Origin of the sequence: Pseudarthrobacter humi, from assembly GCF_024294965.1 — a bacterium.
In the GTDB taxonomy this organism is placed as follows: domain Bacteria; phylum Actinomycetota; class Actinomycetes; order Actinomycetales; family Micrococcaceae; genus Arthrobacter; species Arthrobacter humi.
In genome coordinates this window covers 45225-58820 of sequence record NZ_JANCLV010000001.1, presented here as the reverse complement: position 1 = coordinate 58820, position 13596 = coordinate 45225, and the positions used below count along the sequence as shown (strand labels likewise).

Sequence of the window (13596 nt, the reverse complement as noted above, 5' to 3'; positions counted from 1 at the left end):
CCCGCGTTGTACGTTATGCGGGCTGTGCCAGCTGCCAGACGTCCGCGGCCGCGCCCTCGGGAAGCCGCAGCACCCAGCGCTCGCCGGGAACGGGATAGGCGCGCAGCGTGGTGGCCACCGAACCGCTCCGGTACACCTCCACCAGGGACGCGTCCACAAACACCCGCAGCTCCTCCCCCGCCGCCAGCGCCCCGCTGAACACCACTTGCTCAGCCTCCTGCGAACCATCGGCCACCAGGGAAAGTTCGACGACGGCGTCCGCGGCCAGCGCGCCCGGCCCACCGGAGCGGGCGGTCACCACAGCTTCGGCGTAGGCCGGCAGCTCAACGCTCCCGGCAGCCTGCGCAGCCAGCTGCGCGCCACGGTAGGCATCCACCTCCGGCGCCGGTGCCACGGCCAGGGCACCGTCCACCACGGACAGCAGGCGCGGGTGCGTGAGCACACCGGCCCAGCCCGCGGCGTCGATCTGTTCCTGGCTGCGGCCGCGGCGGCCGTCCCGCCCCGGTCCTTCGTTGGCCCAGCCCCACAGCAGGGCCTTGGGCTCCGCGAGGGCAGCAAGCGCAGAGGAAGAAGCAGGAGCACCGGCAGCACCGGCACCCGCACCGTCCTGCAGCTGCACGATCTGCGGCGCGTAGAAGTCGCGGCCCAGGTCGGATTTTCCGCCGGTCTCCGGGGAGAACACCGGCAGCCCGGTGGCAGGGTCCTCGGCCAGGGAGCCGATGAGGTGGCCTACGCCGTTGGCGTGCTCGTGGCCGTCGCCGGAGAGCCACAGCGAGAACATCATGACCCACGCGTCGCCGTCGTCCCCGGACGGCACCCGCACCAGCTGCGGGCACTCCCAGATCTCGGCCGGCGTCCGGGCAGCAGCGACCGGGTTCTCCGACGTGAGCCAGATGCCCTGGTACTTCCAGTCGGCCAGGTCTTCCACCGTGTAGAGCAGGAGCGCCGCGTGGCCGGAGGCCAGCCCCGCGCCCTGCATGGCGTAGCGCTTGCCGTTGAGGCGGAAGATGAAGGGGTCGCGGACCGCGGTGACCAGGGGATCGGCCGGCATGGACGCCGCGACGTGCCCGTCCTGCGTCCAGGAAACCAGGTCCGCCGAACCGCGGGAGATGACCACCTGGGAGTGGCCGCCGTCGCCGCGCACGCCCGAGTACGCGGCGGTGGGGATGCCGCCGTCGTCCGTCACCACACCGGTCCAGCAGCCGTACTCGTCCGGCCCGCCGTCCTGCGGCCTCAAAGCCACGGGGTGTTCCTCCCAGCGGACCAGGTCCGCGGAGCTGACGTGGCCCCACGCGATCTTGTGGTGGCGGGCGGACGCGGGGTTGTACTGGAAGAAGACGTGGTAGCGGCCGTTGAGGTGGCTGACGCCGTTGGGGTCGTTGATCCAGCCCTGGGCGGGCCGGGGGTGGAAGTGCGGGAACGCGGGGTCGGGGTGCGCGGCGGCCAGGCTGGCGAAGTCGGTGGCGGCGAGGTCCGAGGATGACATGGAAGTAAGCCTTTCAGAGGTGTGGGCTATTTGCCGCTGCCGGCGGTGAGGCCGTCCTGCAGCGCGCGCTGGCCGAAGAAGAAGACCACCAGGGCGGGGATCATGGACAGGACAACGCCGGCCAGCACCACGGAGATGCTGCCCGTGCCCAGGTTGCCCTGCAGGGAAACGAGGCCCAGCGGCAGGGTGAAGTTCTGTTCCGAGATGGTCATGATGAGCGGCCGGAAAAACTCGTTCCAGTGGAAATTGAAGGCGAGGATGCCCACGATCGCCATCCCGGGAATGGCCAGCGGTGCGTAGACCGAGCGGAAGGTCCGCCAGGGTGAGGCGCCGTCGATCGATGCCGCTTCCGCGAGGTCGGTGGGCAGCCCCATAAAGTACTGCCGCATCAGGAACGTGCCGAACGCCGTCGGGATGGCCGGCAGGATCAGCGCCAGGAGGGTGTCCGAAAGCCCCATGCCGCGGATCAGCATAAACACTGGCACGATGGTCACCTGCACCGGCACCATCATGGTGGCCAGCACGATGGAGAACAGGGCGCCGCGGCCGCGGAACTTCAGGTTGGCGAAGGCGTAGCCGGCCATCGCGGCGGTGACCATCTGTCCGACGGCGATGAGCCCGGTGACCAGGGCGCTGTTCAGCACCAGGAGGACGATGTCCAGCTGCCGGAAGACCTGCGCGTAGGACGTGAAGTCCGGATTCCAGGGGAAGAACGACGGCGGCAGCTTGAACGATTCCGACGGCGACCGCAGCGAGGTGGACAGGGTCCACATCACCGGCCCCAGCGTCAGGACGGCCGCGATCAGCAGCAGGACAATACGGAGGACCAGGTTCCAGTTCGGCTTCCGCCGGGACCGGGCAGGCACGGCAGGGGTGCGGGTGGATACACGCTCTGTAGTGGTAGTCATGGCGGGCCTTACTGGTAGAAGACGAATCGTTTGCTGAGCCGGAACTGCGCGGCGGTGATGGCCATGATGATCAGCGTGAGGATCACGCCGATGGCCGAGGCCTCGCCGAATTCCAGGCGCTGGAACGCGGATTCGAAGATCACCATCACGGCGGTGCGGGTGGAGTCCCCGGGCCCGCCGCGGGTCAGGACGTACGGCTGGTCGAATACCTGGAGCGCGCTGATGATGGCCATCACGGACGCCAGCAGGGTGGTGGGGCTGAGCAGCGGCAGGGTGACGTAGACGTGCTTGCGCCAGCCGGTGGCACCGTCCAGCGAGGCGGCCTCATAGGTTTCCACGGGGATCGACGCCAGCCCGCCGATGAACAGCAGGAAGGAGAACCCGAAGTTCTGCCAGACATAGACCAGGATGACGACGGCGGCGGACCCGCCGGGGGTGGTCAGCCACGGCACCGCGGGGATGCCGGCGAGGGACAGGAACCAGTTGACCACGCCGAACTGCTCGTTGAAGAGGTACCGCATGAAGATGGACACCGAGGCGGCGGAGAGGATCAGCGGGAAGAAGAACGCGGAGCGGAAGAAGGTCCGCAGCCAGGCCGGCATTTTCTCCTGCACCATCACGGCTAGCGCCAGTGCCAGGCCGAGCTGGAACGCCACCGCCACAATCACAAACACGATGGTGTTCAGGAAGGACACCCGGACCGTGGGGTCCTGGACCACTTCGGCGAAGTTGTCGAAGCCCACGAACGTCGGGGCGGAGATGATGTCCCAGCGGAAGAACGCCAGGACCACCGACGCCGCGATGGGCACCAGGGTGAACAGGCCCATGCCCAGGATGGTGGGGGCCAGGAAGATCCAGGCGAGCCAGCGCTGGCTGTGCCGGCCGTACGCGGTGTTCGCGGAGACGGGCGTACCGGGCTTGGCGGCCTTGGCGGCCTGCTTCGGCCGCTCCCGGCGAGGGATGGTGGTGCTCATGACTGCCTCCTCAGGGCCAGTTCAAGATCGCGCTGCATGGACTCGAGGGCCTGCTTGAGCTGGCGCTCGTCGCCGCTGACGGCCAGCGAGACGTTTTTCATCAGGGCCGTTTCGACGGCGGCCTGCTGGGGCGGCGCCGGGATGGGGCCGGTGGTGGGGTACTTGTCCAGCGTGTCGTAGAAGACCTTCCAGTGCGCCGGGCCCTTCCCCGAATACAGCGCCTCGTTGACCATGGAGCGGCGGGCGGGGGTGGTGACCGGGTTGGGGAAGATCAGCTCCATGGCCTCGCGGCTGGCACTGAACTTGATCCATTCCCAGGCGGCGTCCTTGTCCTTGGCAGTTTTCATGATGGCGTAGCCGGCCGTGCCGAACTGGTGCCGCTGGCTCCGCCACTTGGGGAAGAACGCGACGTCGTAGTCGTTCTCCTTCATGCCGGCCTCGTGCAGGCCCTGGACCCAGTAGCCGCCGGCCGGGGTGGTGCCGATCCGGTTGGAGGCGAAGAGCCCCACCAGGGAGCTGCCGCCGCCTTCCTCGGGCCGGACGCCGAGGCCGTCCTTGACCAGGCCGCGGAGGTAGTCGAAGGTCTCGAAGACGCGGGGGTCGTCGGCGTTGGGTTCCAGCCACTGGTAGCCGCCGGAGCGCAGGTTGCGGGAGGGATCGTTGGCGTAGAAGGAGTCCCAGAGCCAGTCCCCGCCGGTGGACCGGGTCTCCTTCAGGAAGCTGGTGTCGTTGGCGTAGAGCCACGGCACCACGCCGCCGAAGAGCCGGTTGGTCCAGTAATACGGCGTGAAGTCGGTCGGCCGGGCCTTGCGCATGGCGGCGAGGCTGTTGCGGAAGTCCACGTGGGTCCAGTCGTCCGCCGGACGCTCCAGCCCGGCCTGGGCGAAGGCGGTGGTGTTGTAGTACATGTTGGCGGCGTTCCAGTCCATGGGGAGCTGGAAGAGGCTGCCCTTGTACATAAAGGCCTCCACCAGGCTGGGGTGGACGTCGGCGAAGAACTCGGCCATGTCCGCGGCGTCGCGGCGCAGGTATTCGTCCAGCGGGTGGGCCAGCTTGTCCGCGAACAGCTGCGCGCCCTCGGTGGCAACGTAGACGACGTCGGGCGGTGTGCCGGCGGCCACCATGGTGAGGATTTTGGTGAAGAAGTCTTTCCAGTCCACGGCCTGGATGGCCTGGACCTTGACCCGGATGTCCGGGTGGAGGCGGGTGAACGCGTCGATGGCGCGCTGGCGCGCTGCGGCATCGGCAGCTGTCCCCATGATGGCAATGCTGAGGCTGTTGTCGCCCCGCCCGGGAATGTCGGATCCGGAGAGCCGGGGCCACGATGCCACCGTCGCTCCCACAATTCCTGCTCCCAGGGCACCCAGGGCGGTCCGGCGCGAGAATTCACGCAGACGGCCAGTTGTGGCACCGGTCATTTCAATTTTCCTTCCTAACACGTGTCAGGTAGCTTATGGCGCCGACCTAACACGTGTCAAGTGTCACATCCGGGTTGCCGCGACCCCGCCCAACTAGGTAGCACTAGATGTCGTTCTGAGCGTCCGTAACGACACCTGCTGCTACCCAGTTGGCTGAAAGCGCCTCCCAGCTTTCTGTGACACCCTTAACCGATGACCATTCCACGCCAGGCACCACCGCGGACCCCGGCCCGCCCCTCCACGGGCTCCGGCTTTATGTTCGCGTTCGCCTGGCTCGCCTGCGTCGTCGGCCTGACCGCCACGTACTACTACTTCGTCCAGACCACCACGGGCCAGTACATCGACGAATCCGCGCTGGTTGAAGCCGTGGACATCCACGGGCCCGCGGGCAAGGCAGCCACCGGGTTCCTGGACTGGCTGCCCACCATCTCGCTGGTGGTGGCCGCCGTCGTGGTCCTGTTTGTTACGGTGATCCGACGGCGGTGGTCGGCCGCCGGGATCGCAGTCACCGCGTGCATCGGTGCGAATATCGCCACGCAGGTCCTGAAGGAAGTGCTGCCCGCCCGCCCGGACAAAGGTGTGGTGACGCTGGAGCTGAACTCGCTGCCGTCCGGTCACACCACGCTGGCCGCGTCGGCTGCGGCGGCGGTGTTCCTGATGGCCTCGCCGCGGTGGCGTCCGCTGGCCGGTTTTGTGGGCGGCACCTTCGCCATCGCCTCCGGGGTTTCCACCCTGATCAACCAGTGGCACCGCCCGGCCGACGTCGTCGCGGCCTTCCTTCTGGTGGGCGCGTTTATGATCCCCGCCGGCTGGCTGATCATCCGGAACGGCGCGGCGTGGAACGTGTGGGACGGCTTCGACAGTCACGTGGGCTCGGCAAAGATCTGGCTCACGCTGCCGGTGGTGATCGGGCTGGCTTCCGCGGGGGTGGCCGTGTATTCGCTGGCCAGGATCGCCCCGGGGCCGCTCCAGGATGACAGCACCACCAACTACTTTTGGGCCGGCATCTCGCTCATCGTGATCGCCGGGTACCTGGCCACCGTGGCCACCACGTCACTGTTCGCATATGCCGCACGACGGCGGGACGCACCAACGCGCTGAGCGCACCAGCCGCCGTCGGACACCGGCGCCGCCGGCGCCTTAGGTGATCTTGCGCCGGTAGGCGGCCATGGCGAACACGTAGGCGAGTGCGAGGATGCCGACGCACCAGGCCAGTGCGGTCCAGATGTCGTTCCCAACCGGCTGCTGCGCGAACAGCGCGCGGATGGAGTTCACGATCGAGGTCACCGGCTGGTTCTCGGCGAACCAGGCCACCGGGCCCGGCATGGTCGCCGTCGGAACGAACGCCGAGCTGATGAACGGCAGGAAGATCAGCGGGTAGCTGAACGCGCTGGCGCCGTCGACGGTCTTCGCGGAGAGCCCCGCGATCACGGCCAGCCAGGTCAGGGCGAGCGTGAACAGGACCAGGATGCCGGCGGTTGCAAGCCAGGCGCCCACGGATGCTCCGGTGCGGAACCCCATGAGGAGGGCCACGCCGACGACCACCGCGACCGAGACAAGGTTGGCCACCAGCGAGGTGAGCACGTGCGCCCAGAGCACGCTCGACCGCGCGATCGGCATGGACTGGAAGCGCTCGAAGATGCCGCCCTGCATGTCGAGGAACAGGCGGTAGGCGGTGTAGGCGATGCCGGAGGCAATCGTGATCAGCAGGATGCCGGGGAGCATGTAGTTGACGTACGACTCGTCGGATCCGGTATTGATCGCGCCGCCAAGCACATACACGAACAGCAGCATCAGCGCGATCGGCGTGACCGCGGTGGTGATGATCGTGTCCGGGCTGCGCAGGATGTGGCGCAGCGAGCGGCCGGTGAGGACGCCGGTATCGCTGAGGACGTGGGTGCTCATCGGGATGCCTCCTTCTCTTCCTGCTCTTCAGCCGTCTCACCGACGAGCGCCAGGAAGACGTCTTCGAGTGAGGGCTGCTTCTCGACGTACTCGATCTCGGCCGGCGGCAACAGCCGCTTGAGCTCGTCGAGCGTGCCGTTCTGGATGATCGTGCCCTTGTGCAGGATCGCGATGCGGTCGGCGAGGTGCTCGGCCTCGTCGAGGTACTGAGTAGTGAGCAGCACTGTCGTGCCGTTCTGGGCGAGATCCTTGACGGTCTGCCACACGTCGATGCGCGCCTGCGGGTCAAGCCCGGTGGTCGGCTCGTCGAGGAAGATCACCTTCGGCTCGCCGATCAGGCTCATCGCGATGTCGAGCCGGCGGCGCATGCCGCCCGAGTATTCGGCTGCCTTGCGGCCGCCGGCCTCGGTGAGCGAGAAGCGCCCGAGCAAGTCGTCCGCGATCGCCCCCGGGTTCTTCAGGTGCCGGAGCTTCGCGACCAGCACGAGGTTCTCCCGGCCCGTGAGCACTTCGTCAACGGCGGCGAACTGCCCGGTCAGGCTGATGGACTCGCGCACATCGCCGGGGTTGGCGGCGACGTCGAAGCCGTGCACCGTCGCGGTTCCCGCGTCCGCCTTCAGCAGCGTCGAGAGGATGCGCACGAGCGTGGTCTTCCCGGCCCCGTTTGAGCCGAGGAGGGCGAAGATGCTGCCCGCCGCCACCTCGAAGTCCACGCCGCGCAGCACGTGCAGGTCCTTGAAGGACTTCTCCAGGCCCTGCACCCGGATAGCCGGTCCGCCGGTCATGATTCCGTCTCCTTCGCCTTGTCGACCGCCTCGTTGAGACGGGCCCGTTCCTTGTCGATCCACCGCTTTCCGCCGTATGCCAGGGCGAAGCTATCGGCGAACTCGATGGGATCTTCGCCCACGATCTCGCTCACGGGCGTGCCGTCGATGGCCGCGCGTTCCCACAGGTCCGCGAGGTCCGAGAGCATCTGCACCATGGTGTCCCCCTCGGTGACCCCGCCGTAGTACATGAAGTACCGGTTGAAGGCCTTCGCCACGGTGAGGTAGGGCTCAGGCAGCGCATCCAGCCGCGCCTTGGCCTGCTTGTACTGCTTCTTCTGCTCGAGCGAGCCGGTCACCAGCTCGATCCATTTCGCTGCCATATCACTTTCCTCCCTTGCGGAGCTCTTCAAGCCGTTCGGACAGGAAGCTCCATGTGTTCCAGAATTCGTCCAGCTCCTTCGTGCCCTGGGCGTTGAGCGTGTACACCTTGCGGGGCGGGCCCTTCTCGGACGGCCGCTTCTCGACGTCCACCAGGCCCTTCTGCTCGATCCTGACGAGCAGCGCGTACACCGTGCCCTCAGCAATGTCGGGGAACCCCTGCGCCCGGAGCAGCGTGGTGATTTCGTACCCGTACGCCGGATTCCCGGTCAGGAGGGCAAGAACGATGCCCTCCAGTGTTCCTTTGAGCATCTCCGTCATCTGCTTGCCCATCGGACACCTCCTCCACTACTCAGTATTACTAGCTACTAGTACATAGTAGTGCTAAGTAGTGGAAGCGCAAGCCCTCAAAACATCAGCGCAGGCAGGCGTTAAGGATGCGTTAAGATCCCGGGTTTTCCCGCAAAGTCCCCTCGGCCCGGTGCTACGCTCCGTTGGTTATTCACCCCGATCCCGCCTGCGTGGGGTACAGAAAGTAACCCGTTGACTGCATCCACCCGCTTCTCCATTCCCGCCAGCGTTCCCAACCCGGAGCCCGACGGCGAACCCGGGAACCGGCTGACCCGGTGGCTGCTCGAACACACCGTCCACCAGCCGGTGGGCCCCGAAACTGCTGAGGACCACGCCCCCACCCAGAGCTGGTGGAAGGTCATGTGCCTCACCGGGGTGGACTACTTTTCCACCCTCTCCTACCTGCCCGGCATCGCCGCCCTCGCCGCCGGGGCGCTCTCCCCGCTGGCCACCCTGCTGATCGTCGGCCTCACCCTGCTGGGCATGCTGCCGATGTACCGACGGGTGGCGCAGGAAAGCCCGCACGGACAAGGATCGGTGGCCATGCTGGAAAGGCTCCTGCCGTTCTGGCGCGGCAAGATCTTTGTGCTGATCCTGCTCGGCTTCGTTGCCACGTCCTGGATCATCACCATCACCCTTTCCGCCGCCGACGCCACCGTCCACATGCTGGAGAACCCCTACCTGCCGCACTTCCTCGAAGGCCAGGCGGTCCTCATCACGGTGGTGCTCCTGCTCATTCTGGGCGGCGTGTTCCTGCTCGGCTTCTCCGAAGCGGTGGCCGTCGCCATTCCCCTCGTCGCCATCTTCCTGGTGCTGAACGCCGTCATCATCGGGGTGGGACTGTACGACGCCGTCACTCAGCCGGGTGCCCTGGCTGACTGGACCGCGGCGCTCACCTCTTCCGGCACCGGCTTCGGCGATATCGCCGGACCCGCCCTGCTCGCCTTCCCGCTGCTGGTCCTGGGCCTGTCGGGTTTCGAGACCGGCGTCAGCATGATGCCACTGGTCGCGGCCAACGGCGCCACCGCCGAGGAACGCCTGGCCGCCCGCGTCCGCAACACCCGGAAACTCCTCACTGCAGCCGCCCTGATCATGAGCGTGTACCTCCTGGGCAGCAGTTTTGTGACGACGGTGCTGATCCCGGCCGAGGCCTTCCAGGCAGGCGGCGAGGCCAACGGCCGCGCCCTGGCGTACCTGGCCCACGAGCTGCTCGGCAACGGCTTCGGCTCCGTCTACGACGTCAGCAGCATCCTGATCCTGTGGTTCGCCGGCGCCTCCGCCATGGCCGGACTGATCAACATCGTTCCCCGCTACCTGCCGTCCTACGGCATGGCCCCGGACTGGTCCCGGGCCGTGCGCCCGGTGGTGCTGGTGTACACCGCCATCAGCATCCTGATCACCATCGGCTTCAACGCCGACGTCAACGCCCAGGCCGGCGCGTACGCCACCGGCATCCTGGCCATGATGGTCTCGGGCGCCGTTGCGGTCAGCATCTCTGCCGCCCGCAGCAAGAGGCGGCGCGCCGCCGTCGGCTTCACCGTCCTGACGCTGATCCTGCTCTATGCGCTGGGGGCCAACGTCATCGCCAAGCCGGACGGCATCGCAATATCCGGCTTCTTCATCCTGGGCATCATTGTGGTCTCGCTCGTCTCCCGGGTCAGCCGCACCACCGAACTCCGGGTCCACAACATCGAATTCGACGACGAAGCCCGCCGGTTCATCACCGACACCCTGGACTTTGACGGGCGGATCAACCTGATCGCGAACCGCCCGCAGGCCCGCGATGCCGCAGAATACCGTGAGAAGGAAGCAGAGCAGCGGGAGAACAACCCCGTGCCCGGAACGGCCGATGTGATCTTCCTTGAAATCGAGGTCACCGACCCCTCGGGATTCAGCGATGTCCTTGAGGTGCGCGGAATCGAAGTGGACGGACACCGCGTGCTCCGCGCCGAAAGCCCGGCCGCACCCAACGCCATCGCCGCCATCCTGCTGGCCCTCCGCGACGCCACCGGTGTCCGGCCGCACGCGTACTTCGAGTGGGCTGAAGGCAACCCCCTGGCGCACCTCATGCGCTACCTGCTGCTGGGACGGGGCGACACCGCCCCCGTGGTCCGCGAAATCATCAGGGAAAACGAACCTGATCCTGTCCGCCGCCCCGGCATCCACGTGGGCTGACGGGCAGTCCGATGACATCACGGGGCGACACCGCCGGAGTGAAGGGTCCTGGCCCGGCACGGTGGGCAGGCAAGGCTGGCAAGACGGCCAGGGCCCGCAAGGAGAATGCCATCCGGCGGGCGCTCTCGCACCCCGTCCGGTCGGTGCCCCTGGCGTTCCTGGCCGTCATTGTCCTGGGCGCCGCCCTGCTGATGCTGCCCGTTGCCCGGACCGGCAGCGACCCCGGGGCCGATCCCCTGCTGGCCGCACTGTTCACGTCCGTCTCGGCCGTGTGCGTCACGGGGCTGATCACCGTGGACACGGCCACCTACTGGACCACTTTCGGGCAGACCGTGATTCTGGGACTGATCCAGGTGGGCGGCTTCGGCATCATGACGCTGGCGACGCTCCTGGCCCTGCTGGTCCGCAAAAGCATCGGCCTCCGCGGCCAGCTCGTGGCGCAGTCCGAAACGCACACGCTCAACCTGGGCGACGTCAGCGCCGTGCTGCTCCGCGTGGCCAGGCTCATGGTGGGCATCGAGGCAGCCACCGCCGTGGTGCTGACCGGACGCTTCTGGCTGGCCTACGACCAGAACCCCGGCACGGCGCTGTGGCACGGTGTGTTCCACGCCGTCTCGTCGTTCAACAACGCCGGGTTCGCGCTGTACAGCGACAACCTCATCGGCTTCGCGGAGGATCCCTGGATCATCGTCCCCATCTGCCTGGCGATCATCGCCGGCGGCCTCGGGTTCCCGGTCATCATCCAGCTGCTCCGCGGAAACGTCAAAGCCCGGAACTGGAGCGTCCACCTCCGCCTGACCGTCTATGGCACCGTGCTGCTGCTCGTTGTTGGCATCACGCTTTTCGCCGCGTTCGAATGGAACAGGGACGAAACACTTGGCGGGCTGTCCCTGACCGGGAAGCTGCTGGGTTCCCTGGCCGGCGGCGTCTTCCCCCGCACTGCCGGCTTCAACAGCATCGACTACGGTGCGGCAGCACCGGAGACCCTCATGGTCACCAACATCCTGATGTTCATCGGCGGCGGCAGCGCCGGCACCGCAGGCGGCATCAAGATCACCACGTTCCTGGTCCTCGGCTTCTCCATCTGGAACGAGGTCCGCGGCCGGGACGAGGTGACCATCGCCCACCGTTCCATCAGCGCCTCGTCCCAGCGCCAGGCGCTGTCCGTCGCACTGCTCGGGGTGGCCGCAGTGGTGGCCGGCACGCTGGCTCTGCTGATGGTGACCGACTACAGCCTGGAGAAGGTGCTGTTCGAATCCATCTCCGCGTTCGCCACCGTCGGGATGAGCACCGGCATCACCTACAACCTCCCGCCGTCGGCAGAATGGGTACTCATGGCCCTCATGTTCCTCGGCAGAATCGGCACCGTGACGGTCGCGTCCGCGCTGGCTTTGTCCTCCCGACCCCGCCTTTACAGCCTGCCTGAGGAACGCCCCATCATCGGCTAGGCGTCGTCCTTGCCGATGTTCCGGGTCCCTACCGGCTCGCCTTCCGCCCTGTTCGTCCGCCTGTTGATCAGCCAGGTGATAAACCAGAGCACCACCCCGATCGCCATCAGACCCCCGGCGATCTGGTACTGGATGACGTTGCGGCCCACCCACGGCCCGGCGAGGAAGGCGCACAGCAGGGTGGCGAGCAGCGGCAGTTGCCCGGGCGAGGTGAAGAACACCTTGCGGCTGAGGTCGCGCTTGCGGCGAAGCACCAGGCAGGCCACGTTCACCACGGTGAAGACGCACAGCAGCAGGAACGCCGTGGTGCCGGAGAGGTTGGCCACGATGTTGCTCTTGGGGTCGGACGTGACGTACCAGATCAGTCCCAGCGCGAGGACGGTGGAGAACAGGATGCCGGCCCACGGGGTGCGGCGGCCCGGCAGGACTTTCCCCAGGGCGGGCGGCAGGACGTTCTGGCGTGCCATCCCGTAGATCAGCCGGCTCGCCATCAGCATGTTGATCAGCGCGGTGTTGGCAACGGCGAACACGGCGAGGAACGGGAAGACCCTGTCGATGGGGAAGTCAGGCGAGCCCTTGTGCACCACTTCGAGCAGCGCGGCGCCTTCAGCCTCGCGGATGTTCTCCAGCTCGGTGGGCGACAGCACGCTGACCACGGAGACGGCCACCAGCATGTAGAGGAGCACGGCGATGCCGAGGCCTGTCAGCATGGTCCGCGGGAAAATCTTCTCGGGGTGCTTGGTCTCCTCCACCATGTTCACCGAGTCTTCAAAGCCCACCATGGCGAAGAAGGCGATGGACGTTGCGGCGGTGACGGCCAGGAACAGGCCTTTGTCCTGGTAATCGTTGAAGACGAAGATTTCGCCCAGGTTCCCGGTGCCCTGCGCCAGGACATAGAAGCCGACGCCGATCACGATGCACAGTGCGATGACCTCCACCAGGGTGAGGACCACGTTGAACTTCACGCTCTCCCCCACCCCGCGCAGGTTGATCGCGGCCAGCAGGACCATAAAGCCCATGGCCACGGCGGTGATCACGCCCTGGGCGGGCACCTCCATCCAGCCGTTGATCCTCAGGCCGCCGAAGAAGTTCTGTGCGAGGACGTTCGCGGAGGTGGAGGCGCTGGTGATGCCGGAGCAGACCACGGCGAATGCCACCAGGAACGTGACGAAGTGGATGCCAAACGCCTTGTGAGTGTAGAGCGCCGCGCCTGCCGCCTGCGGGTACTGCGTGACGAGCTCGAGGTAGGAGAACGCGGTCAGCGTCGCGACGACGAACGCGAGCAGGAACGGCAGCCAGACGATGCCGCCCACTGTCCCGGCCATGGTTCCGGTGACTGCGTACACGCCGGCGCCGAGGATGTCGCCAACGATGAACAGCAGGAGGAGTTTGGGGCCAAGGACCCGCTTGAGCTCGTGGGGCTCCGCTTCCGGTGTTGCCGGAAACAGGTCATCTGAAGTGGTGCTCATCGCCCTGACCTCCACACTCATCCATCAACGTGGCCAACTTCAGGGTGATCCTTCCGCGTTCGTTTGGCAACGAGTAAGCCGGGCGCGAGCAACTCCGGAAAATTACGGCGACGAACCCTGCTCATGACCCCGACAAACCCGCCCTTTAGTCCATCAAATGGATGGTATCTGCCTCTGACCTGCGGAAACGTCAAGAAACCTTGACAAAATCTTGAGGAATTACGCAGGTGTAAGTTGCGCCTCGTCGGGAAAAGTGGTTCTTGCCAGCCCACGTGAGCCTGGCATTCACAGTCGGCCCGCTGGGGGGCGGCTGGCCC

Annotated in this window: 12 protein-coding genes; 3 read left to right on the top strand and 9 right to left on the bottom strand. The window is 66.8% G+C overall.

Features of this window, described 5'->3' with window-relative positions; genetic code table 11:
- Nucleotides 1-13 precede the first annotated feature (13 nt).
- From NFC73_RS00330 to NFC73_RS00315, 4 genes are read right to left on the bottom strand one after another with little or no spacing between them, the layout of a single operon-like run.
- A complete protein-coding gene (locus NFC73_RS00330) occupies nucleotides 14-1486 on the bottom strand; it encodes a glycoside hydrolase family 32 protein (RefSeq protein WP_254746672.1) in 1473 nt (490 codons plus the stop codon).
- Between the two features lie 26 nt (nucleotides 1487-1512).
- Nucleotides 1513-2394 (bottom strand): carbohydrate ABC transporter permease, encoded by an 882-nt coding sequence (locus NFC73_RS00325; protein WP_254746669.1) that lies wholly within the window; start codon nucleotides 2392-2394, stop codon nucleotides 1513-1515.
- Between the two features lie 8 nt (nucleotides 2395-2402).
- The gene (locus NFC73_RS00320; protein WP_254746666.1) at nucleotides 2403-3368 is read right to left on the bottom strand and encodes a carbohydrate ABC transporter permease; all 966 of its coding nucleotides are present in this window, start codon (nucleotides 3366-3368) and stop codon (nucleotides 2403-2405) included.
- Nucleotides 3365-4786 carry an extracellular solute-binding protein gene (locus NFC73_RS00315; RefSeq protein ID WP_254746663.1) on the bottom strand — a complete coding sequence of 474 codons (1422 nt, stop codon included), beginning with the start codon at nucleotides 4784-4786 and terminating at the stop codon, nucleotides 3365-3367. The genes NFC73_RS00320 and NFC73_RS00315 overlap by 4 nt, the downstream gene beginning before the upstream one ends.
- A gap of 192 nt (nucleotides 4787-4978) precedes the next feature.
- On the opposite strand from NFC73_RS00315, the gene NFC73_RS00310 reads away from it, so the two are divergent.
- Nucleotides 4979-5887 carry a phosphatase PAP2 family protein gene (locus NFC73_RS00310; protein ID WP_254746660.1) on the top strand — a complete coding sequence of 303 codons (909 nt, stop codon included), beginning with the start codon at nucleotides 4979-4981 and terminating at the stop codon, nucleotides 5885-5887.
- Nucleotides 5888-5926: 39 nt separating this feature from the next.
- Here the strand turns inward: NFC73_RS00310 and NFC73_RS00305 are convergent, their stop codons facing one another.
- The 4 genes from NFC73_RS00305 to NFC73_RS00290 are packed head-to-tail and all read right to left on the bottom strand — an operon-like array spanning nucleotide 5927 to nucleotide 8169.
- Nucleotides 5927-6691 carry an ABC transporter permease gene (locus tag NFC73_RS00305; RefSeq protein WP_254746657.1) on the bottom strand — a complete coding sequence of 255 codons (765 nt, stop codon included), beginning with the start codon at nucleotides 6689-6691 and terminating at the stop codon, nucleotides 5927-5929.
- Nucleotides 6688-7476: an ABC transporter ATP-binding protein gene (locus NFC73_RS00300; protein WP_254746653.1), complete on the bottom strand. Its 789-nt coding sequence runs from the start codon at nucleotides 7474-7476 to the stop codon at nucleotides 6688-6690. The genes NFC73_RS00305 and NFC73_RS00300 overlap by 4 nt, the downstream gene beginning before the upstream one ends.
- Nucleotides 7473-7838 (bottom strand): DUF1048 domain-containing protein, encoded by a 366-nt coding sequence (locus NFC73_RS00295; RefSeq protein ID WP_254746650.1) that lies wholly within the window; start codon nucleotides 7836-7838, stop codon nucleotides 7473-7475. Before NFC73_RS00295 ends, NFC73_RS00300 begins: the two co-directional genes overlap by 4 nt.
- A 1-nt stretch (nucleotide 7839) precedes the next feature.
- Nucleotides 7840-8169, bottom strand: a complete 330-nt coding sequence (locus NFC73_RS00290; RefSeq protein WP_058931552.1) for a PadR family transcriptional regulator — start codon at nucleotides 8167-8169, stop codon at nucleotides 7840-7842.
- 210 nt (nucleotides 8170-8379) lie between these two features.
- On the opposite strand from NFC73_RS00290, the gene NFC73_RS00285 reads away from it, so the two are divergent.
- Together NFC73_RS00285 and NFC73_RS00280 are read left to right on the top strand one after the other, a co-directional pair.
- Entirely contained in the window at nucleotides 8380-10362 is a 1983-nt protein-coding gene (locus NFC73_RS00285) for an APC family permease (protein ID WP_254746647.1), read from the top strand.
- 11 nt (nucleotides 10363-10373) lie between these two features.
- The gene (locus NFC73_RS00280; RefSeq protein WP_254746644.1) at nucleotides 10374-11810 is read left to right on the top strand and encodes a TrkH family potassium uptake protein; all 1437 of its coding nucleotides are present in this window, start codon (nucleotides 10374-10376) and stop codon (nucleotides 11808-11810) included.
- Here NFC73_RS00280 and NFC73_RS00275 read toward each other — a convergent pair.
- Nucleotides 11807-13279 carry an APC family permease gene (locus NFC73_RS00275; protein ID WP_254746641.1) on the bottom strand — a complete coding sequence of 491 codons (1473 nt, stop codon included), beginning with the start codon at nucleotides 13277-13279 and terminating at the stop codon, nucleotides 11807-11809. The two genes, NFC73_RS00280 and NFC73_RS00275, sit on opposite strands and share 4 nt — an antisense overlap.
- Nucleotides 13280-13596: the final 317 nt, after the last annotated feature.

What these genes read in the sequence shown, in the direction of transcription:
- NFC73_RS00330 (WP_254746672.1), bottom strand. Translation starts at nt 1,486, where the DNA reads ATGTCATCCTCGGACCTCGCCGCCACCGACTTCGCCAGCCTGGCCGCC.
- NFC73_RS00325 (WP_254746669.1), bottom strand. Translation starts at nt 2,394, where the DNA reads ATGACTACCACTACAGAGCGTGTATCCACCCGCACCCCTGCCGTGCCT.
- NFC73_RS00320 (WP_254746666.1), bottom strand. Translation starts at nt 3,368, where the DNA reads ATGAGCACCACCATCCCTCGCCGGGAGCGGCCGAAGCAGGCCGCCAAG.
- NFC73_RS00315 (WP_254746663.1), bottom strand. Translation starts at nt 4,786, where the DNA reads ATGACCGGTGCCACAACTGGCCGTCTGCGTGAATTCTCGCGCCGGACC.
- NFC73_RS00310 (WP_254746660.1), top strand. Translation starts at nt 4,979, where the DNA reads ATGACCATTCCACGCCAGGCACCACCGCGGACCCCGGCCCGCCCCTCC.
- NFC73_RS00305 (WP_254746657.1), bottom strand. Translation starts at nt 6,691, where the DNA reads ATGAGCACCCACGTCCTCAGCGATACCGGCGTCCTCACCGGCCGCTCG.
- NFC73_RS00300 (WP_254746653.1), bottom strand. Translation starts at nt 7,476, where the DNA reads ATGACCGGCGGACCGGCTATCCGGGTGCAGGGCCTGGAGAAGTCCTTC.
- NFC73_RS00295 (WP_254746650.1), bottom strand. Translation starts at nt 7,838, where the DNA reads ATGGCAGCGAAATGGATCGAGCTGGTGACCGGCTCGCTCGAGCAGAAG.
- NFC73_RS00290 (WP_058931552.1), bottom strand. Translation starts at nt 8,169, where the DNA reads ATGGGCAAGCAGATGACGGAGATGCTCAAAGGAACACTGGAGGGCATC.
- NFC73_RS00280 (WP_254746644.1), top strand. Translation starts at nt 10,374, where the DNA reads ATGACATCACGGGGCGACACCGCCGGAGTGAAGGGTCCTGGCCCGGCA.
- NFC73_RS00275 (WP_254746641.1), bottom strand. Translation starts at nt 13,279, where the DNA reads ATGAGCACCACTTCAGATGACCTGTTTCCGGCAACACCGGAAGCGGAG.